This is a genomic window from Homoserinimonas sp. A447 (assembly GCF_054489325.1).
Map to the genome: position 1 here is coordinate 2438602 of NZ_JBTMWW010000001.1, position 19296 is coordinate 2457897.

Annotated in this window: 19 protein-coding genes; 10 read left to right on the plus strand and 9 right to left on the minus strand. The window is 66.7% G+C overall.

Features of this window, described 5'->3' with window-relative positions:
* The 3 genes from ACX3O0_RS11940 to ACX3O0_RS11950 all read right to left on the minus strand — a co-directional run bounded on the left by ACX3O0_RS11940 (position 1) and on the right by ACX3O0_RS11950 (position 3434).
* Positions 1-1017, minus strand: a complete 1017-nt coding sequence (locus tag ACX3O0_RS11940; RefSeq protein ID WP_459107860.1) for a TIGR03842 family LLM class F420-dependent oxidoreductase — start codon at positions 1015-1017, stop codon at positions 1-3.
* Between the two features lie 114 nt (positions 1018-1131).
* Positions 1132-2550 carry a dihydropyrimidinase gene (hydA, locus tag ACX3O0_RS11945; protein ID WP_459089124.1) on the minus strand — a complete coding sequence of 473 codons (1419 nt, stop codon included), beginning with the start codon at positions 2548-2550 and terminating at the stop codon, positions 1132-1134.
* 32 nt (positions 2551-2582) lie between these two features.
* Positions 2583-3434, minus strand: coding sequence for a nitrilase-related carbon-nitrogen hydrolase (locus ACX3O0_RS11950; RefSeq protein ID WP_459107861.1), 852 nt, complete (start codon positions 3432-3434; stop codon positions 2583-2585).
* Between the two features lie 190 nt (positions 3435-3624).
* Here ACX3O0_RS11950 and ACX3O0_RS11955 point away from each other — a divergent pair, with 190 nt between their 5' ends.
* Positions 3625-4965, plus strand: a complete 1341-nt coding sequence (locus ACX3O0_RS11955) for an aminotransferase-like domain-containing protein (RefSeq protein WP_459107862.1) — start codon at positions 3625-3627, stop codon at positions 4963-4965.
* Positions 4966-5035: 70 nt separating this feature from the next.
* Positions 5036-5689 (plus strand): SDR family oxidoreductase, encoded by a 654-nt coding sequence (locus tag ACX3O0_RS11960; RefSeq protein WP_459107863.1) that lies wholly within the window; start codon positions 5036-5038, stop codon positions 5687-5689.
* 84 nt (positions 5690-5773) lie between these two features.
* Here the strand turns inward: ACX3O0_RS11960 and ACX3O0_RS11965 are convergent, their stop codons facing one another.
* Complete coding sequence (locus ACX3O0_RS11965; protein ID WP_459107864.1) at positions 5774-6457, minus strand: alpha/beta hydrolase family protein; 684 nt, start codon at positions 6455-6457, stop codon at positions 5774-5776.
* A 38-nt stretch (positions 6458-6495) separates the two neighbouring features.
* Here ACX3O0_RS11965 and ACX3O0_RS11970 point away from each other — a divergent pair, with 38 nt between their 5' ends.
* Both ACX3O0_RS11970 and ACX3O0_RS11975 read left to right on the plus strand, forming a co-directional pair.
* Entirely contained in the window at positions 6496-7236 is a 741-nt protein-coding gene (locus ACX3O0_RS11970; protein WP_459107865.1) for an NUDIX hydrolase, read from the plus strand.
* 17 nt (positions 7237-7253) lie between these two features.
* Entirely contained in the window at positions 7254-7976 is a 723-nt protein-coding gene (locus ACX3O0_RS11975) for an MBL fold metallo-hydrolase (protein ID WP_459107866.1), read from the plus strand.
* Positions 7977-8040: 64 nt separating this feature from the next.
* Here the strand turns inward: ACX3O0_RS11975 and ACX3O0_RS11980 are convergent, their stop codons facing one another.
* Positions 8041-9057 carry a TIGR03557 family F420-dependent LLM class oxidoreductase gene (locus tag ACX3O0_RS11980; RefSeq protein WP_459107867.1) on the minus strand — a complete coding sequence of 339 codons (1017 nt, stop codon included), beginning with the start codon at positions 9055-9057 and terminating at the stop codon, positions 8041-8043.
* A gap of 4 nt (positions 9058-9061) precedes the next feature.
* On the minus strand, positions 9062-10066 hold the full coding sequence (fgd, locus tag ACX3O0_RS11985; protein WP_459107868.1) for a glucose-6-phosphate dehydrogenase (coenzyme-F420): 1005 nt from the start codon (positions 10064-10066) through the stop codon (positions 9062-9064).
* A gap of 154 nt (positions 10067-10220) precedes the next feature.
* On the opposite strand from fgd, the gene ACX3O0_RS11990 reads away from it, so the two are divergent.
* From ACX3O0_RS11990 to ACX3O0_RS12010, 5 genes are all read left to right on the plus strand, one after another.
* Positions 10221-11054: an exodeoxyribonuclease III gene (locus ACX3O0_RS11990; protein WP_459107869.1), complete on the plus strand. Its 834-nt coding sequence runs from the start codon at positions 10221-10223 to the stop codon at positions 11052-11054.
* A gap of 9 nt (positions 11055-11063) precedes the next feature.
* Complete coding sequence (locus tag ACX3O0_RS11995) at positions 11064-11666, plus strand: VOC family protein (protein WP_459107870.1); 603 nt, start codon at positions 11064-11066, stop codon at positions 11664-11666.
* Positions 11667-11702: 36 nt separating this feature from the next.
* Positions 11703-12368 carry a GntR family transcriptional regulator gene (locus tag ACX3O0_RS12000; protein WP_459089144.1) on the plus strand — a complete coding sequence of 222 codons (666 nt, stop codon included), beginning with the start codon at positions 11703-11705 and terminating at the stop codon, positions 12366-12368.
* 67 nt (positions 12369-12435) lie between these two features.
* Positions 12436-13251 carry an alpha/beta fold hydrolase gene (locus tag ACX3O0_RS12005; protein ID WP_459107871.1) on the plus strand — a complete coding sequence of 272 codons (816 nt, stop codon included), beginning with the start codon at positions 12436-12438 and terminating at the stop codon, positions 13249-13251.
* Between the two features lie 171 nt (positions 13252-13422).
* The gene (locus ACX3O0_RS12010) at positions 13423-14817 is read left to right on the plus strand and encodes a DUF6421 family protein (protein WP_459107872.1); all 1395 of its coding nucleotides are present in this window, start codon (positions 13423-13425) and stop codon (positions 14815-14817) included.
* 93 nt (positions 14818-14910) lie between these two features.
* Here ACX3O0_RS12010 and ACX3O0_RS12015 read toward each other — a convergent pair whose 3' ends face one another.
* The 3 genes from ACX3O0_RS12015 to ACX3O0_RS12025 form a co-directional block, all read right to left on the minus strand.
* Positions 14911-16230, minus strand: coding sequence for an MFS transporter (locus ACX3O0_RS12015; protein ID WP_459107873.1), 1320 nt, complete (start codon positions 16228-16230; stop codon positions 14911-14913).
* A gap of 71 nt (positions 16231-16301) precedes the next feature.
* Positions 16302-17330 carry a 4-hydroxy-2-oxovalerate aldolase gene (gene dmpG / locus ACX3O0_RS12020; protein WP_459107874.1) on the minus strand — a complete coding sequence of 343 codons (1029 nt, stop codon included), beginning with the start codon at positions 17328-17330 and terminating at the stop codon, positions 16302-16304.
* Positions 17331-17333: 3 nt separating this feature from the next.
* Positions 17334-18278, minus strand: a complete 945-nt coding sequence (locus ACX3O0_RS12025; RefSeq protein WP_459107875.1) for an acetaldehyde dehydrogenase (acetylating) — start codon at positions 18276-18278, stop codon at positions 17334-17336.
* A 180-nt stretch (positions 18279-18458) separates the two neighbouring features.
* Between ACX3O0_RS12025 and ACX3O0_RS12030 the strand changes: the two genes are divergently transcribed.
* Positions 18459-19250 carry an IclR family transcriptional regulator gene (locus ACX3O0_RS12030; protein ID WP_459107876.1) on the plus strand — a complete coding sequence of 264 codons (792 nt, stop codon included), beginning with the start codon at positions 18459-18461 and terminating at the stop codon, positions 19248-19250.
* Positions 19251-19296 lie beyond the last annotated feature (46 nt).

Genomic DNA, 19296 nt, shown 5'->3' on the forward strand with positions numbered 1-19296 from the left:
TCATGCCTTGGCCACAATGTGCTCGCTGAGCGCAGGAATCACTGTCTCGCCGTAGACGCGCAGCGTCTCTTCCTTGTTGTCGTGCTGCAGGTAGCCGGCGAACTGGTCGACGCCGAGATCCTTCAGTGCCTTCAACTTCTCGATGTGGTCCTCAGCCGGCCCCAGCAGGCAGAAGCGCTCGACGATCTCGTCCGGCACGAAGTCGGCGTGCGTGTTGCCGGCTCGACCGTGCTCGTTGTAGTCGTAGCCTTGCCGGCCGGCGATGTAGTCGGTGAGCGCCTTCGGCACTGCGCCATCCGCCCCATATTTGGCGACGATGTCGGCCACGTGGTTGCCCACCATCCCGCCGAACCAGCGGCACTGGTCACGCATGCGGCCCCAGTCATCGCCGATGTACATGGGGGCGGCGACACAGAACTTCACGGACAGCGGATCGCGGCCGGCCGCCTCTGCGGCGTTCCGCACCGTCTTGATCATCCACTCGGCGACATCGAGGTCCGCCATCTGCAGGATGAAACCGTCACCCACCTCGCCGGCAAGCTTCAACGCCAGCGGACCGTACGCCGCCACCCAGACATCGAGCTTCGAGCCCTTGCTCCACGGGAACTGCAGCGTGGTCTCGTTGTATTCGACCGACCGCGAGTTGGCGAGCTCGCGGATGACGTGAATCGCCTCCCGCAGGGTCTTCAGCGTGGTCGGCGCACCGCCGGTCACCCGTACCGCCGAGTCGCCGCGGCCGATCCCGCAAATGGTGCGGTTGCCGTACATCTCGTTGAGGGTGGCGTAGGTGGAAGCAGTCACGGTCCAGTCGCGGGTGGCCGGGTTGGTCACCATCGGGCCGACCATGATCTTGTGCGTCTCGGCCAGGATGCGGCTGTAGATGACGTACGGCTCCTGCCACAGCAGGTGCGAGTCGAAAGTCCAGAGGTGGGTGAACCCGTGCTCCTCCGCCAGCTTCGCCAGCTGCACGGTGCGCGCGGCGGGCGGGTTGGTCTGTAGTACTGCTCCGAAATCCATGCTCAGTTCCCCCTGCTCGAAAGTGCCCGTTCCGGCGGATAGTGGCTGTTCCGCCGGGCACTTTCCTCCGGAAAGGGCACTATTGCGGTTGCTCTTGACGTCTGCATGGAGTTCCTAGATCAAGTACTGCGAGAGGCCGCGCTTGAAGTACTTGCCGTCGCCCTTCGCGCCCAGGTACTGGTTGTCGTCAACGATGACCTTGCCGCGCGAGAGCACCGTGTCGACGTGCCCGTCGATCTCGAAACCCTCATACGCGGAGTAGTCCATGTTCATGTGGTGTGTCTTCCCCACCCCGATCGAGGTGTGGCCGTTCGGGTCGTACACGACCACGTCGCCGTCAGCCCCGGGCTGGATGACGCCCTTCTTGCCGTACATTCCGAACATCCGCGCCGGCGTGGTCGAGGTGACCTCGACCCAACGTTCCAGTGAGATGTTGCCGTCGACGACGCCCTGGTAGAGCAGGTCCATCCGGTGCTCGACCCCGCCGATCCCGTTCGGGATCTTCGAGAAGTCGCCCACCCCCATGTCCTTCTGCCCCTTCATGCAGAACGGGCAGTGGTCGGTGGAGACCATCTGGATGTCGTTGGTGCGCAGACTCTGCCACATGTGGTGCTGGTGGCCCTCCGCCCGCGAGCGCAGCGGAGTGGAGCACACCCACTTGGCGCCCTCGAACCCTGGTGCGCCGAGCTGCTCCTCGAGCGACAGGTAGAGGTACTGCGGGCAGGTCTCCCCGAACACGTTCTGGCCCTTGTCCCGTGCGGCCGCGATCTGCTCGACCGCCTGCTTCGCGCTGACGTGCACGACGTAGAGCGGCGCCCCGGTGAGGTTGGCGAGCATGATGGCGCGGTGGGTTGCCTCCTCCTCCGCCTGCCACGGCCTGGTGAGCCCGTGGAAGTACGGGGAGGTGTTGCCGGCCTCCAGCGCCTGCTTCACCAGCACGTCGATGACCGCGCCGTTCTCGGCGTGCATCATCATCATCGCGCCGAGCTCTGCACCCTTCTGGAACGCGCGGAGGATCTGCCCGTCATCCGAAAGGAAGACGCCCTTGTAGGCCATGAAGAGCTTGAAACTGGAGACCCCCTCGCCCATCAATTCGTCCATCGCGGTGAGCGAGGCATCCTGAACGTCCGACAGGATCTGGTGGAAGCCGTAGTCGATCGCGCAGTTGCCGGCCGCCTTCGCGTGCCAGGCCTGGAACTGGTCGATCACGTTCTCGCCGGCGTACTGCACCACGAAGTCGACGATGCTGGTCGTGCCACCGTGGGCTGCCGCGCGCGTTCCCGTCTCGTAGGTGTCGCTGGCGAAGGTGCCGCCGAACGGCATCTCCATGTGCGTGTGTGCGTCGATGCCGCCCGGGATCACGTACTTTCCGGCGGCGTCGATCACCGTGTCGACGTTGTTCTCCACGTCGAAGCCGAGCAGGTTCGAGCCGGGCGCGAGCACGGCCGCGATCGTCTCGCCGTCGATCAATACATCGGCGGATGCTGTCCCCGTCGAGTTCACGACGGTCCCGTTTTTGATGAGGGTCTTCATTGACTTCTCCTCCTTCTGGCGACCAGCGGGTCTTACGGCTTCGGGATGCTCGTGTACGAGTCCGGGCGGCGGTCGCGGAAGAACTGCCAGTCATCGCGCATCTGGCGGATCATGTCCATGTCCAGGTCGCGGATCATGATCTCCTCGTCGGTGCCCGACCCGCGCTCCCCGACCCAGTTGCCGCGCGGGTCGATGACCTGGCTGGTGCCATAGAAGTCGACGGCCAGCTCTCCGTACTCGTTGTCTTCGCGGCCGACACGGTTCGGCTGGAGCACGAACAGGCCGTTCGCAACGGCTGCCGCCGGGCCCTCGACCTCCCAGAGCCGGTTGGAGAGCCCCGGCTTGGTGGCGTTCGGGTTGAAGATCATCTGCGCACCGTTCAGCGCCAGCTCTCGCCACCCCTCCGGGAAGTGCCGGTCGTAACAGATGTAGACGCCGACCGGACCGACCGCCGTGTCGAAGACCGGGTAGCCGAGGTTGCCTGGACGGAAGTAGAACTTCTCCCAGAACCGGTCGAGGTGCGGCAGGTGGTGCTTGCGGTACTTGCCGAGGATGGTTCCGTCGGAGTCGACCACCACCGCGGTGTTGTAGTACACCCCTGGCATGTCCTCTTCGTAGATCGGCAGCACCATGACCATGCTCAGTTCTTTGGCGAGCGCCGCAAACCGCTGAACGATGGGGCCGTCGGCCGGCTCGGCATAGGCGTAGTACTTCTTGTCTTCGGTGATGCCGAAGTACGGCCCGTAGAACAGCTCCTGGAAGCAGATGATCTGCGCGCCATCGGCGGCCGCATCCCGGGCGAATTGCTCGTGCTTGTCGAGCATCGACTCCTTGTCGCCGGTCCAGGTCGTCTGCGTGATCGCCGCGCGAACAATGTTGCTCATAGCCGTCCTCCACACTTCCTTGTGCTCAGCTTGCCGGGCCGATCTCACAATCGGCGCGACTCGACTTGTTACTTTTTGTTATTGATGATGCTGAATATTTAGTTTATGTTTTCCTTGTGGGCGTACAGTCATCATACCGGTGCCCAATCGGGTTCAGGCAAGAGCCATTACACACACGAGACCGTGACGGATGTTTGCAGCAGAGATCGAGCATCGCACCCCGGCGGGGATAGCGGCAGGCGTCGGACGGCTGATCAGCTCCGGCCGCCTGGCCGCCGGTGACCGCCTGCCCACCGTTCGGGAGCTGGCATCCGAACTCGGCGTCAGCCCGGCGACGGTGAGCCAGGCGTGGCAGGCGCTCGGATCGGTCGGGCTCATCGTGTCGCGCGGCCGCAATGGCACGTTCGTGCGAGAGCCCGCGACCCAGCGGCCCAACACGCGAAGCTCATCCCATCAGTCGCTCCAACCCAGGCTCGACCTGTCCCGCGGCACCCCGGACCCCGCGCTGCTGCCGGCGCTGGGGCCGGCACTCACCCGCGTTTCGCAGCGCGCCGAAACCCCCAGCTACCAGGACCTGTCGGTGCTGCCGGAGCTGCTGAACCTGCTCCACACCTCCTGGCCCTACCCCGCCGAGTCGTTCACCATCGTCGACGGGGCACTGGATGCGCTCTCCCGCAGCCTCGAGCAGGTCACCCGGTTCGGTGATCGCGTGGTCGTGGAGAACCCCGGATTCCCGCCGTTCTTCGACCTGGTCGACCAGCTCGGCCTCGAGCGGCTGCCGGTCGCGGTCGATGAGAACGGGATCGTGCCGGCATCGCTGAAGGAGGCGCTCACCCGCTCGCCATCCGTCGTCATCCTGCAGCCGCGCGCCCACAACCCGACCGGCGCCTCGATGCCGGGCGACCGCGCTGAGGAACTCGCCGGCCTGCTGCGCGGGCACGACGTGGTTGTCATCGAAGACGACCACTCCGGTGACATCAGCACCGCACCGGACGTCAGTCTCGGCACCTGGCTGCCCGACCGGGTGCTGCACATCCGCAGCTACTCCAAATCGCACGGGCCCGACTTGCGCATCGCCGCCCTCGGCGGGCCGGCGCGCCTGATCGACCGAATCATTGCCAGGCGGATGCTCGGACCGGGCTGGACCAGCCGGATGCTGCAGACCATCCTGCACGACCTGCTCACCAACAACGCCAGCGTCGAGGAGGTCGCCGAAGCTCGTCGCAGCTACGCCGCCAGGCAGGAGGCGCTGGCGGATGCATTGAACGGGCTGGGGCTCGCCGTGCGCCAGGCGGACGGCATCAACTCCTGGCTGCCGGTGTCCGACGAGCAGTCCGCCATCGTCGAGCTCGCGGCATCGGGCATCCGCGTCGCCGGCGGTTCGCCGTTCTTCGCTGTCGACTCGGCGGAGGCTTTCATCCGCGTGACGGCCGGGGCGGTGCCGGATGATGTGCTTCCGGTCGCCGAAGCGCTCGCCTCCGCGGCGCGCGCCGGAGCGCCCGCCAACGGCCTGCACGCACGCTGGGCGTAAACCCCGGGGGACACGCGCGGCGCAGCCCGCTCGCGCGTACGGTGGAGTGACCGCTTAGTCAGGAGGCACCATGTCGCGCATCGTCATCGTCGGAGGCCACGGGAAGGTCGCGCTGCGACTCGCGCGGATGCTCGCTGACCGGGGAGACGAGGTCACGTCGCTGATCCGCAACCCGGGCCACGCGGCTGAGGTGGCCGAGCACGGTGCCACGCCGGTTGTCGCCGACGTCGAAGCTCTCTCCGCCGAGGAGCTGTCCACGCACTTCGCTGGCCACGAAGCGGTGGTCTGGTCGGCCGGTGCCGGCGGCGGCGACCCCGAGCGCACATACGCGGTGGATCGCGATGCCGCCATCCGCTCGATGGAGGCCGCAGCATCCGCCGGCGTCAAGCGGTACGTGATGGTGTCGTACCTGGGTGCGCGCGCCGACCACGGCGTCGACCCGCAGAACTCGTTCTTCGCCTACGCCGAGGCGAAGGCCGCCGCCGATGACCACCTGCGACAGACCGATCTCGACTGGACCATCCTCGGCCCGGGCGGCCTGACCCTCGACGCCGGAACCGGGCTGATCGCCGTCGGCTACGAACTGCAGGGCGGCAAGGTCAGCCGCGAAGACGTCGCCGCAGTGGCCGCAGCGGTGCTCGGGGATGGCGGCACCATCGGCCAAACCATCCCGTTCGTGGGCGGCGACACCCCCATCGGCGAAGCGCTCGCCCGCCTGCCCTAGTCAGCGCGGGCGGTCAACCGCGCCGTTGTCTGTTGACCGCGAGGGACAATATTCGCACTCACGGTCAACAAACCACGGCGGGGTTCAGGCGATGCGCTCGGCGAGGGAGCGGATGCTGTCGGCCACCGCCTCCGGGTCAGTCAGCATCGCCAGGTGGTGGCTGGGCAACTCGGCAGTCGCCCAACCGAGCTGGCGGGCCTGCTCGAACTCAGCCGGGTAGCTCTCGCCGAGCCGGAGGTAGGCGCAGGAGGCGTCTGGCCAGCCGGTGACCGTGGGCCGACGCTCGCTGAACATGGCCAGCGGAAGTGGCGGGCAGTCCTCGGTGAACCGTCGGCGCTGCCCGGCATCGGGCAGCAACTCGACCAAGCCATCATCGCCCCACCACAGCGACCACGGCGGAAGCCAGCCGTCCTGGGCCATCTCATTGACACGGTCAACAAGTCCGCCCGGGGCGGTGTCCACCCAGCTCTGCCCGGGCGTCGGCAGCCCCGCATCCACGAAGACGTAGCCCGCGACATCCGCCCCGACACCGAAGGCAGGGAGCAGCGGACCGGCCCCGCTGTGGCCGACCAGAACGGCGCGCTGGTTACCGATGGCCTGCCGCACCGCAGCCACCTGACCCTCAATGTATGGTGGCTCGCCGCTGAGCGCAGGCGTCAGGTCCGGAACCGCGACCCTCTGCCCGTGAGCCTCCAGCCGTTCGGCAACGTCCTGCCAGGTCGCGGCGCCGACCAGGGGGCTGTGTACGAGAACCACCAACGGCTTCATCCCCCCAGCCTGCGCTTAGGCTGAGGAATGGAGAACCCATGAAACCGACAACCCCGCCCGAAGCCCGCCTGGCGGCGACGATGGTGCTCGTACGTGATGACCCGTTCGAGGTGCTGATGGTGCGGCGCCACGCGAAGGCGGTGTTCGCATCCGCCCTCGTCTTCCCTGGCGGCGCCATCGACGAGGACGATTACAGCGACGACTGGATGCCATTGCTCGGCAGCGGCGGCAGCCTCACGAACCGAGAGCGCGCGATCCGCATCGCCGGCATCCGGGAGACGTTCGAAGAGACTGCCCTGCTCCTGGCGACTGGGCCGGACGGCGAGCCGATCGCACAACCCGACCGCACCGACGCCCGATTCATCGACGTGGTGCGCGCATCCGGTGGACTGCTCATGCTCGATGACGTGCAACCCTTCAGCCACTGGATCACCCCCGAGATAGCGCCCCGCCGCTTCGACACGTATTTCCTGCTGGCGCGTGCACCGGTGGGACAGCAGCCCGTTCCCGACGGCGGGGAGACGGTCGCCCTCGAATGGGCGAGCCCGGGCGAAACGGTGCGCCGGGCCGAGGTTGATACGCACTCGATCATCTTCCCCACGCTGCTGAACCTCATGCGGCTTGCCGAGAGCACCGACTCGGCCGGCGCCATCGATGCTGCTCGCAATCGGCCCCTGTTCACGGTCATGCCGGCCGTCGAGGTGCGCGAGGGCGGCGCCCTGGTTGCGGTGATCCCGTCCGAGGCGGGTTACGGCGTCACCGAGCATCCGGCACCGTAGTCGGTAGAATTCCGGGCATGGCCGCCCGTGTGATCCTCGCCCCGAACCCCGGGCCGATGACCCTCGAGGGCACCAACACGTACGCGCTCAGCGCCCCAGGTTCGGCAACCTGCGTGATTGTCGACCCTGGCCCGGAGGACGCCGGGCATCTTGCGAAGCTGGTTGCGCTGAACCCGGAACTGATCCTGGTCACGCACCACCACGCCGACCACACGGCGGCGAGCGCCGAGCTGCACCGGTTGACCGGGGCGCCCGTGCGCGCCGTCGACCCTGCGCACTGCCACGGTGGCAACCCGCTGACCGACGGCGAGGTGATCGAAGCGGCAGGTGTGAGCATCCGCGTGCTGGCAACACCCGGCCACACTGATGACTCGGTCTGCTTCGTGGAGAACGGCGCCGTGCTCACCGGCGACACCATCCTGGGGCGCGGCACCACGGTCATCGACGGGTCGCTCGCCGACTACCTCGACTCGCTGCGGCTCCTTCGCACGTTCGGCTCCGCGAGGGTACTGCCGGCCCACGGTCCGGAACTGGATTCGATCGCCGACGCCTGCGACGCCCTCATCGCCCACCGCGAGCAACGCCTGGACCAGGTGCGCGCAGCGCTGTCGCTATTGGGGGCGGATGCCGCGGTGACACAAGTCGCGGATGTCGTCTACCCCGACATCGACCCCGCGGTGCGCTTCGCCGCCGAACTGTCTGTGCAGGCGCAACTCGACTACCTGCGCGATCGCCCGTAGCCGCCGCGCGGTGTTTTCAGCGCCGCGGCGTCTGCGGCCGCGTTCCACCGAAAATGGCGCGCGGCTAGCGCCGGAGGGCGGGCAGCACGTCGCGGCTGAACACGTCGATCCACTCGCGCTGGTTGCGTCCGACGTTGTGCAGGTAGATGCGGTCGAATCCGAGATCGACGAACTTCTGGATGTACGCGCGGTGCACGTCCGGGTCGGCGTCGATGACCATCCGCCCCTCGAAATCCTCCGCGCGCACCAGCTTCGCCATCTGTTCCAGCTCAAAGGGGGAGCGGATGTCGCCCTTCGGGAACCTCATGCCGCCGTTCGGCCACTCGCGCAGCGCGTTGGCCATTGCCCGCTCATCGGTTGGCGCCCACGACAGATGCAGCTGCAGCACTTTCGGCATGGTCGCCGCATCCCTGCCGGCCTCGCGCGCGCCCTGGGCGAAGCGGTTGAAGAGCACTTCGAGACGCTCTCGCGGCGCTTCGACGGTGATGAAGCCATCCGCCACCCGCCCGGCCCGCTTGGCCGTGACCGGCCCGGAGGTCGCCACCAGGATCTCCGGCGCGACGGCCGGCATCGTCCACAGCCGCGTCGACTCAAGCTTGTAGAACTCGCCCGCGTGCTTCACGTCCTTGCCGGCCAGCGACGCGTTGAACAGCTTCTTGATGATCTCGATGGCCTCGAACATCCGGTTGATGCGTTCGTGCGCCTCCGGCCAGTACTGCCCGACGACGTGCTCGTTGAGGGCCTCGCCCGAGCCGATACCGAGCCAGTGGCGTCCCGGGTACATGGCGGCAAGGGTGGCGGATGCCTGTGCCACCATCGCCGGATGCCACCGGAACGTCGGGGTGGTCACCCCGGGCCCGATGTCACCGGTGGTGCGCTCGGCGATCGCCGTCAGCACGTTCCAGACGAACGCGCTCTGCCCTTGCGCGGGAACCCAGGGCTGGAAATGGTCGGTCGCCATCACGCCGGCGAAGCCGCGCTGCTCCGCATACTCGGCGAGCGCGACGGCCTCCGCCGGCGGGAACTGCGCGAGCATCGCGGCATATCCAATAGGTACAGTTCCCACCTGAACGGTGCTCATACGTTCAGCCGAGCGCCCGGATGCGCGGGGCGAGGTCCCGCTCGAACAGTTCGATGAAGCGCTTCTGGTCGTGCCCTGGCCCGTGGAACACGAGGTGATTCAGCCCGGCATCGATGTACGGCTTCACCTGGGCGACCACCTCGTCGGGGTCCGAGCCCACGATCCAGCGCTTGGCAACCTGCTCGATGGGTAGGGCATCCGCTGCCGCCTCCATCTCGATGGGGTCCTCGATGGAGTGCTTCTGCTCCGGCGTCAACGAGAGCGGCGCCCAGAAGCGGGTGTTCTCGAGCGCGAGTTCGGGGTCGGTGTCGTAGGAGAGCTTGATCTCGATCATCCGGTCGATCTCGCTGAATTCCCGGCCGGCCTGGGCTGCTCCCTCGGCGACGGCCGGCAGCAGTTTCTCGGTGTAGAGCTCCATGCCCTTGCCTGACGTGCAGATGAAGCCGTCTCCCGCACGCCCGGCGTAACGCGCGACGACCGGGCCGCCGGCGGCGATGTAGACCGGGATGCCGCCTTCTGGAACGTCGTAGATCGACGCGCCATCCGTTCGGTAGTACTCGCCCTCGAAGGTGACGCGGTCTCCGACCCACAGCTGCCGCATCAGGTCGACGGCCTCGCGCAGGCGGCCGAGGCGTTCCTTGAATTCGGGCCATTCGCCCTGGAACCCCGTCGCGATCTCGTTGAGGGCTTCGCCGGTGCCGACGCCGAGGATGATGCGCCCCGGGTAGAGGCAGCCCAGCGTTGCGAACGCCTGGGCGATCACTGCCGGGTTGTAGCGGAAGGTCGGCGTCATCACGGAGGTGCCGATCTGGATGCGCTCGGTGCGTTCGCCGACTGCGGCGATCCAGGCGAGCGAGAACGGGGCATGCCCGCCCTTGTGCCGCCACGGCTGGAAGTGGTCACTCACGGTGACGCTCTCGAAGCCGTGCTTCTCCGCCATCACCCCGAGTTCGACCAGTTCGCGAGGGGCGAATTGCTCGGCGGATGCCTTCAGTCCCAGTTTCAGCATGTGTCCAAGCTACCGGTGGCGGCCTTGCCACATCGCAAACGAGGGACCTTTCGTGCCATCTGCGCGGAATGGAGGAGGTATTTCGAGCCGAGTGCCAATTTCTCCTGCTTTCCTGCGGTGCCAGCCGACGGCATCCGCTCAATAAGCTGGGGGCATGCGCGTCGCCACCTGGAATGTGAACTCCATCCGCACCCGTCACGGTCGCGTCGTCGACTGGTTGCTGCGCGAGGACATTGATGTGCTCGGCATGCAGGAGATCAAGTGCAAGCCGGAGCAGTTTCCGGTCGAGGCCTTCGAAGAGGCCGGCTACGAGGTCGAGATTCACGGTTTCAACCAGTGGAACGGCGTCGCCTTCGCCAGCCGCCTTCCAATGACGGATGTCGCCACCGAGTTTGCGGGCCAGCCGGGATTCCTGAAGGGCGAAGAGGGCCCAGGGCTGCCGATCGAGGCCCGCGCGCTCGGCGTCACGGTGGCCGACCTGAGGCTGTGGAGCCTGTACGTTCCGAACGGTCGCTCGCTGGAGGACCCGCACTACATCTACAAGCTCGATTGGCTGGCCGCCCTGCGCGAGGATGCGGCCGCGTGGCTGTCGGAGGACCCCGGGCTGCGCCTCGCCCTGATGGGCGACTGGAACGTCGCCCCGACGGATGCCGACCAGAACGTGCCCGGCCTGGTTCCCGGGTTGTCCACCCACATCTCGGTGCCCGAGCGCACCGCGTTCAACTCTTTCATGGAGGCGGGGCTGACGGATGTCGTGCGCCCGCTCGTTCCCGAGGGCTTCACCTATTGGGATTACAAGCAGCTGGCTTTCCCCCGCAACGAGGGCATGCGCATCGACTTCATCCTCGGGTCGCCGGCGTTCGCCGAACTGGTGACCGGCGCCAGCATCCACCGCAACGAGCGCAAGGGCGACGCCCCCAGCGACCATGTTCCGGTGGTCGTCGACCTCGATGTCGAAGTTGACGACGACCGCCCGATGATCTTCTAGGGAGCGAGCATGCCCGTCCTCGACCACATCGTCTACGCCACCCCCGACCTCGACGCCACGGCCGCCGACCTGACCGGGCGGCTCGGCCTCGCCCCGGCACCCGGCGGCAGCCACCCCGGCATGGGAACCCGCAACCTGCTCTACGGCCTGGGGGATGGCCGGTACTTCGAGCTGATCGGTCCGGATGAGGCACAGGATGTCGCCCCACACTGGTTCGGGATCGGCGCCCTGACCAGGCCGCGCCTGGCCGGCTGGGCCATCCGCACCGAGAAGATCGACTTCGTTGTCGCCGGTGCGCGCGAGCGGGGCTACGACCCCGGAGACCCGGTCGCCATGTCGCGCCAGGCGGAAACCGGCCTTCTCTCATGGCGGCTGACCATGCCGAAGGACACCCTGCTGCCGTTCCTGATCGAATGGGGCGACACCCCGCATCCGTCGACCCGCGAATTGCCGCAGCTGACCCTCGAATCGTTCGCCGGCGAGCATTCGGACCCCATCCGGCTGCGCGAGCAATTGGGCACCCTGGGCGTCGGCCTCACACTCAAGCGCGCCCCGCAGACCAGGCTCACCGCCGTGTTGGGCGGGCCCGCCGGCACAGTTGAGCTCCGCTGACGCCCACGCATGAGCTCCCACCCTTACAATCAAGCGATGAGCGTAGTGGCCCCCGACACTCGCGACAGCGGCGCTGACGACGGCAGTTTCAGCCCGGTGGTCGCGTCCATTTTCAACACCCTGTTGAGCGGCATCCATGAGGGTCGCCTGCTCCCCGGTGAGCGGATCAGCGACGGCGCCCTGGCCGAACAATTCCAGGTCTCCCGCACACCGGTGCGCGAAGCCATCCAGCGGCTGCGCGACCTCGGGCTGGTTGAAGCATCCGCCAGCCGCTACACGCGGGTGGCATCCGTGACTCCGGAACAGACCGCTCAGGCAATGGTCGTCTGGACCGCCCTCTACGGCGCGCTCGTCGATGAGGTCGCCGCCCGTGTTCCGGGCGACGTTCGCGAGGCAATGGCGCACGACCATGCCACCTACATCGCCCAGTTGGAGACGCTCGATTACCCGGCGATCGCGACAGCCAACTTCGCGTTCTTCAGCCACCTGATGGCGCTCTCCACCAACCCGATCCTCACTGACGGCATCACTCGGGTCGTGCACCTGATCAGGCTCGGCAGCCTCGACCTGCCCCACGCCATCGATATCGCTGCGGTGGCGGATGCGCAGCTGCAGTTGTTGCAGGCTGTCACCGTGGGCGACCGGCGCCTCGGTCGCCAGGCGATCGACAGCATCCGCGCCATCGAAATCCCCCAGGAGTAGGCGCTACACCCCATCCGCTCCCAGCGCAACGCTGGTTTCTTCAGGCTGGCCGGAATAGCCTCAAGGCATGCCACACCTCGACGTGAACGGAGCGCGCCTCTACTACGAGACGGAAGGGCCGGCCGCCGCGCCCGCGTTGCTGCTCATCCACGCCGGCATTGCCAGCCTGCGGATGTGGGATCCCCAGGTTCCCGCCCTCGCCAAGGACCACTTCGTCATCCGTTACGACACCCGCGGCTTCGGCGAGACCACCACCGACGACATCGAATTCTCCGATCATGCGGATGCCCTGGCCATCCTGGACCAGGTGGGCGCCCGGCGGGCCACGGTCATCGGCTGCTCCCGCGGTGGGCGCATCGCGATCGACCTGGCCATCGAGCATCCGGAGCGGGTGGGCGGACTGGTGACCATCGGTTCGGGGCCGAGCGGCTTCCCCGACACGGAGCTCACCCCGGAAGAGGACGCCATCTCCGACAAGATGGACGCCGCGTTCGAGGCGAAGGACTGGAAGTCGCTGGGCGACCTCGAGGTGAAGTTGTGGAGCATCGGCCCCGCCCGCCGGGAGGAAGACCTCGACCAGGAGTTCGTCGCCAGGGCGTACGAACTGAACGCCGTCAACCTGCAGCACGCGGAAGAGGCAGCCGCGCACGTCCCCCTGGAGCCGCCCGCATTCGACCGCGTCGTCGACATCGACGTGCCGACCCTCGTGCTCGTCGGCGACCACGACGTCAGCGAGTGCCTCGCGCAGTACGAGTACCTGTCGACCGCCATCCCGAAAGCCGACAGCGCGCGCTTCCCGGGGTCGGCCCACCTGCCCAACGTTGAGCAACCGGAGGAATTCGAGCGCATCCTGCGACAGTGGCTCGCACAACACGGGCTGTAGAGAAACGGATGCCTGCAGCCGCCGGGTAGGCAACTAACCCCCGCCCAGCGTGAAACGGCTGCGTCGCGGGCATCCGCCGCGCAACGATGCGCAGGAACGGTCAAGGAAACGCTGACATTCGACCGTTACGCTGGAGGTACGCATCTATTCAGGACGACGGGAGGTACAACCATGTCGCAGGTCACGAACACCAGCAGCCCAATCATCGGTGAGCCCGAGGTCGTCGAGGACGCCGTGAGTAGCGCCGACCTGGCCGCCCACCCGGCGTGGCTTCGCCTCAAGGCCGCCGCCGTCGCCATGCAGGCACTCCAGTCGCAGGATGGATCGGTCGAGTCGGAGAAGGCGGAAGCCACCTCCCATATTGCGGCCATCACCGCGGCGGTCGAAGAGCTGGCGCCGTTCTTCCGTCACGATGCCGCCTACCTGAGCGCCCTGGTCAACGACTTCGAGCGCTGGGTCGCCGACGGCCTGGGAGTGCCGGACTTCTACGACTCGTTGATGGCGTTCCAGCCGCAGCAAAGCCGGGTTGACGGCATCCGCCACCTGGTCGTGTTCCCGATGTACACGCAGAACGGCAGCACGTCGCGCCTGGTCGAGGCGGTGCTGATCGAGGTCATCTGGCCGGAGTTCATCAGCGAGCTCGAGGCGGGGGAGTACTCGAACAAGCTGTTCGTGCCGATCCGGTTCATCGACTTCACTCCCGGCTACGACACCAACTCGGCGGTGCTGTTCCCGGAGACGGTCGCCATGCGGCAGATCCCCACCTTCACCTGGGGTGCGATCTTCGCCGACCGCGAGGCCGCCCGGTTCCGCCGGGTGGTGCGCGCAGCATCCGAGATCACCAGGCTCGAACTGCCGGCCGAGGCCGCCGAGCTGCTCGACGACCAGACGCTGGCGGAAGAAACGTTCGTGATGTGGGACCTCATCCACGACCGAACCCACATGCGCGGCGACCTGCCGTTCGACCCGTTCATGATCAAGCAGCGTATGCCGTTCTTCCTGTACTCACTCGAAGAGCTGCGCTGCGATCTCACCGCATTCCGCGAGTCGGTGAAGCTCACGCGTGCCGAGGACACCGACGAGAAGACCCGCAAGCACGCCAAGCTGGTGCAGTACGCGGTGATCTTCGACCGGATCTTCCGCTTCGCCCTCACCGGCAGCCGGGTGCGCAACTACGACGGACTCGGTGGCCAGCTGCTGTTCGCCTGGATGCACCAGCACCACGTGCTGCACTGGACTGACACCCAGCTCACCATCGACTGGGACGAGGTTCCGGATGTCGTCAACCAGCTGGGCGAGGCCATCAACGACCTGTACTGGCGGTCCATCGACCGGCCAAAGGTGGCGCACTGGCTGGCCGCGTACGAACTGGTCACCTCGACGGTCACCCCGAACCCGGCATCCGTCTGGGCTCACGGTGAGCTGCCGCTGGTTGGTCCGGCGAAGGAGCTCACCAACCTGGTGATGGACGACGAGTTCCCGCTGTCGATGTTCTTCGAGGCGCTGTCGAAGAAGATGACGGAGACAATCGAGTCGACTTCCGGGATCACGGCCGAGACCGCTTAGGCCCCCTGTGGGTTGAGTAGCGCGCCAGCGCGTATCGAAACCAACTCGGTTTCGATACGGTCGCTTAGCGACCTACTCAACCCACAGGAAACGTCAGTCGAGCTCTTGCCCGGTCCGGTCCCGCGCGAACGCGACGGCCGCGATCGAGATCACGGCGCACACGCCGATGAGGATTCCGATGCCGGTGTAGTTGTTCGCTGCCGCCACGATCGCGGTGGCGATCAGCGGCACCGGGCCGCCGGCGATGGCGGCGCCGACCTGGTAGCCGAGGGACGAACCGGTGTAGCGGACATCCGCCGGGAACGACTCCGCGAAGAAGGTGCCGATGATCGCACCATAGCTGGACCAGATCAGCGAGAAGCCGATGATCAACGCGGTCAGCAGCCATCCGAAGGTCATCTGGTTCATCATCCACAGGAACGGGACAGTGAACACCGCTGCGGCGACAGCCCCGACGATGTAGAGCTTCTTGCGCCCGATGCGGTCGGACAGGGCACCCCAGGCGAGCATCGCCGGGATCGCGAGCACTGCAGCGATCAGCACAGCGTTGAGCGCTTCAGTCTGCGAGTAGCCGAGGGTGACGGCGTAGCCGACCGAGAAGGTGGCGAACAGGAAGAAAGTGGCGGTCTCGATGAACTTCGCGAGGATCACGATGACCACCTCGCGCCAGTTGCGCTTCAGCGTCAACACGAGCGGGACACGAGCGGTCGCCTTCGTCGCGACCACCTTCTTGAACGACGGGGTCTCATCGACGGTGTGACGGATCCACAGGCCGACCGCCACCAACACCACGGAGATAAGGAACGGGATACGCCAGCCGATCGAGAGGAACGCTTCCTCCGGGAAGATCGCCAGGCTGCCGGTGGCAGCAAGGTTGCCGAGCGCGAGCCCGAGGAGTGCACCGGTCTGCGGCACTGCGCCCCACAGCCCGCGGCGCTTCCGCGGCGAATACTCCACCGCCATCAGCAGGCCGCCGCCCCACTCGCCGCCGAGCGCGAGGCCCTGCACAAGACGCAGGAACGTGAGCAGGATGGGCGCCAGCACGCCGATCTGGTCGTAGGTCGGCAGCAGGCCGATGAGCACCGTGGCAACACCCATCATCGTGAGGGTGATGACGAGCGTCTTCTTGCGGCCGATCCGGTCACCCATATGGCTGAAGATGATGCCGCCGATGGGCCGGATGAGGAACGACAGGGCGAACGCCGCGAGTGCGAGCATGGTGCTCAGCGTCGGGTCGTCAGTGCGGAAGAACAGAGGGCCGAAGACGAGTGCCGACATCGTTCCGTAAAGGAAGAAGTCGTACCACTCGACCGCGCTGCCCACGGCGGATCCCGCTAGGGCTCGGCGACGGTCGGCTGGGGTGACCAGGTCGGCCTTGTCCACCACTTCAGGGCGTTCGGCGAGAGTTGTCATGCTGGTGGTGCCTTTCTTCATTGAATGGGGTGCGACAGGTCAATGTCGCGGTCGTGGATAACTCCGGGGGCTCAGGCGGCCTGGGCAGCCAGGAGGTCGAGTGCGACGTCGACGATGAGGTCTTCCTGACCACCGACGAGCTGGCGGCGGCCGACCTCGAGCAGGATCGTGTGGGCGGGTATTCCATACTTGGCGGATGCCCGTTCGGCGTGCAGCAGGAACGACGAGTAGACGCCGGCGTACCCGAGCATCAGGGTCTCGCGGTCCACCTGGACCGGGCGGCGCTGCAGCGGTCGAACGATGTCGTCTGCGGCGTTCATCAGGCCGAACAGGTCGGTGCCGTGGTTCCAGCCGAGCTTGTCTGCGACGGCGATGAACACCTCGAGTGGGGCGTTTCCGGCGCCGGCACCCATGCCGGTGAGGCTGGCATCAACCCGGTTCGCTCCGGCCTTGACCGCTGCGACGGAGTTGGCGACGCCCAGGGACAAATTGTGGTGGGCGTGGATTCCGACCTCGGTGGCCGGGTCGAGCACGTCACGCAGCGCATTGACCCGGTCGGTCACGTCGTCCATTGTCTGGGCGCCGGAGGAGTCGACGACGTACACGCACTGCGCGCCGTAGCCCTCCATCAGCTTCGCCTGCTCCGCCAGCTTCGCTGGCGTGGTCATGGCGCTCATCATGAGGAAACCGGTGGTGTTGAGTCCCAGCTCGCGTGCCGTCGCGATGTGCTGCGCCGAGACATCCGCTTCGGTGGAATGCGTGGCGACACGCACATAGCTGACGCCGGCGGATGCTGCGAGCTTGAGGTCTTCGATCGTCCCGACCCCGGGCAGCAGCAGGGTGGCGATCGAGATGTTCTCGGCCACCTCGGCCGCAGCCTCGATCAGTTCGGTGTCGGAGTGCCGCGAGAACCCGTAGTTGACGCTTGACCCGTTCAGCCCGTCGCCGTGGGCGACCTCGACGCTGTCGACGCCCGCCGCGTCGAGCGCGGCGACGATCGCACGCACGTCGTCGACGCCGTACTGGTGACTGACGGCATGGCTGCCGTCACGCAGGGTGACGTCGCTGATGTACAACTTGTCTGTCGTGGGGTCGAACATGGCTCAGGCCACCTCCTGCATGGTGAGGGATCGGGTCGCGATCGTCTCTGCGGTGCGCAGAGCGGCCGAGGTCATGATGTCGAGGTTGCCGGCGTAGGCGGGCAGGTAGTGGGCGGCGCCCTCCACCTCGAGGAACACGGTGGTCTTGAGACCGGTGAACTGGCCGATGCCTGGCACGTTGACCGGCTCGGTGATCTCGTCGAATTGCACCTGCTGCTTGAGGCGATAGCCGGGAACGTAGTCCTGCACTTTCGCGACCATGGCGGCGACGGATGCCTCGATGGCGTCACGGTCGCCGTCGGCGCTGAGCGCGAACACCGTGTCGCGCATCATCACGGCAGGCTCTGCCGGGTTGAGCACGATGATCGCCTTGCTGCTGGCAGCGCCGCCGACTTCGCGCAGTGCTGCTGCGGTCGTCTCGGTGAACTCGTCGATGTTGGCGCGCGTTCCTGGGCCGGCTGACCGGCTCGAGATCGATGCGACGATCTCAGCGTAGGCCACCGGGGTGACAGCGGAAACGGCTGCAACCATCGGGATCGTCGCCTGCCCGCCGCAAGTGACCATGTTGACGTTCGGGGCGTCGAGGTTGTCCTCGAGATTGACGACCGGGATGCAGTACGGACCGATCGCGGCCGGCGTCAGGTCGATCAGGCGGATGCCCGGCTTGGCTTCGGTGAGCTTCCGCGAGTTGTAGGCGTGGGCACCGGCGGAGGTCGCATCGAAGGCGATGTCGATGTCGGCGAACAGGTCGTGATCGATGAGGCCGTCAACGCCGGTTGCGATCGCGGTGACGCCGAGACGCTCTGCGCGGGCGAGTCCGTCCGACTCTGGGTCGATGCCGACCATTGCGGCGATGCGGAGGATGCCGCTGCCGCGCAGGATCTTGATCATGAGGTCGGTTCCGATGTTGCCGGAGCCGATGATTGCCGCGCTAACGGGCTGTGCCATCCGCATCTCACTTCTGTGTGGTCGAGCCTGCTGGTGGGGGAAAATTCCGGGGAACTCGTTCGCGCGATACGCTTCGTGTTCGACTTGTCGCGACTCGTTCGATATATAGAACACGAATTTCTGCGGCGTGTCAAGCGGCGGCATTTGCAAAGGTGTGGCAGAGGGGATATCCATAGAGGCATGGCCAGACTGACGCCCGCCGTGATGAGGACACTCGACATCCTCGAGCTGTTCCTCGATGACGGCCGGCCGCTGAGCGCCCCCGACGTCGGGCGGCTCACCGGATTTCCGCGCACTTCGGTGCACGAGCTGCTATCAACGCTGGTGACGCGGGACTACCTGCAGCGGGACGAACTGACCAACACGTACCGGCTCGGCGTGCGACTGCTCCACCTCGGCAACGCCTACTCGTCCCGATTCGACATGCTGACGGCCGCGAACGCCGTCGCCCGCGACCTGTCTGAACGCAGCGGCGAAACGGTGAGCGTCGCCCTGCGGGAGCGGTCAGAAGTGTTCTACCTGGCCAAGATCGAAGGCCGCGACACCGCTCGGCTGCCTTCCAGCATCGGGCAGCGGCTACCCGCTAACGTCACTGCACTCGGCAAGGTGCTGCTGGCGGACATTCCGGAGGAGAAGCTGCAGGAACTGTATCCGGACCCGGCGAACCTCCCGGTGTTCACCGAACGGAGTATCCGCACGCTGCTGGCGCTCGAGACGGAACTGGCGGCAGTGCGCGAACGCGGTGTGGCGTTCGAAGACGGGGAATCGACCCCGGGCATGCGGTGCGTCGCCGCAGGGGTGCTCGACGTGTCCGGTGCGGTGGCGGCCGCCATCAGCGTCTCGGTGCCGAGCGCCCGCTGGGAGCAGCATCCGGAAGAGCACTGGGTCGAACTCGTCACCGAGAGCGCGGCGACCATGTCTGCCCAGCTCGGATACCTCGAGCACGGCGAGGGTGCCGCCCAGGCTTCGTAGCAGCCGGCTCCGCCGCAGGGCGGATGCCCGGGCATCCGCTCGCCGC